The 779-nt window shown below is 39.8% G+C and carries 1 protein-coding gene; it reads left to right on the top strand.

Annotated features, from left to right (window positions below):
- On the top strand, positions 1-779 hold a 779-nt coding region (locus ACFINW_RS10045; protein ID WP_375674272.1), incomplete at both ends, for a tyrosine-type recombinase/integrase.

Below are 779 nucleotides of genomic sequence, written 5' to 3'. Positions count from 1 at the left end.
GGGCGTGACCCTATTAAAGAACGTGAAAAACAAAAGCGTGAGGCAATAAGCAATCTCCATTACTTAAAAGATATTGCACTAGATACTTTTGAAACTCGTAAAGCTGAATTAAAAGGTGATGGTAAAAATGGTAAATGGTTTACACCTTTACGCCTTCATATTCTCCCTAAATTAGGCTGTTTACCCGTTTCAGAGATTACGCAAACAGAGATACGCAATACCCTTTCTCCCATTTGGCATACAAAGGCTGTAATTGCTCGAACAGCATTGATACGTCTTAATCTTTGTCTCAAACATGCGGCTGCATTAGGTGTAGATGTTGATTTACAAGCTGTAGAAAAAGCAAAAGCTCTCTTAGGAAAACAACGCCATAAGGTCACTAATAGACCAGCCATGGATTGGAGAGAGGTTCCGGCTTTTTATAAAACACTCTGTGAAGCATCAACCATAACACAACTGGCTTTGCGTTTGCTTATTCTGACAGGTGTTCGTACCAATCCTTTACGTCATATTCATAAAGATCAAATTGATGGGGATATATGGACCATACCTGCTGAAAATATGAAAGGCAAGCGTGATACAACAAAAGAATTTCGCGTGCCTTTATCAACTGAAGCATTAGACATTTTAAAACAAGCACGATTGCTTTCTCGTAATGATTTCTTTTTTTCTGCTAAAGGTCGCGGTCCCCTCGCTGAGAAGTGTATGGCTCAATATATGAGAGACAATAAACTTGAAGCCTGCCCGCATGGTTTTCGCTCTAGTTTACGCGATTGGCT

This window comes from Bartonella sp. AA18HLJMS, from assembly GCF_042197245.1.
Classification (GTDB): Bacteria; Pseudomonadota; Alphaproteobacteria; order Rhizobiales; family Rhizobiaceae; genus Bartonella.
The sequence above is the reverse complement of the archived record's forward strand: the minus strand, read 5'-3'. Positions and strand labels throughout refer to the sequence as shown.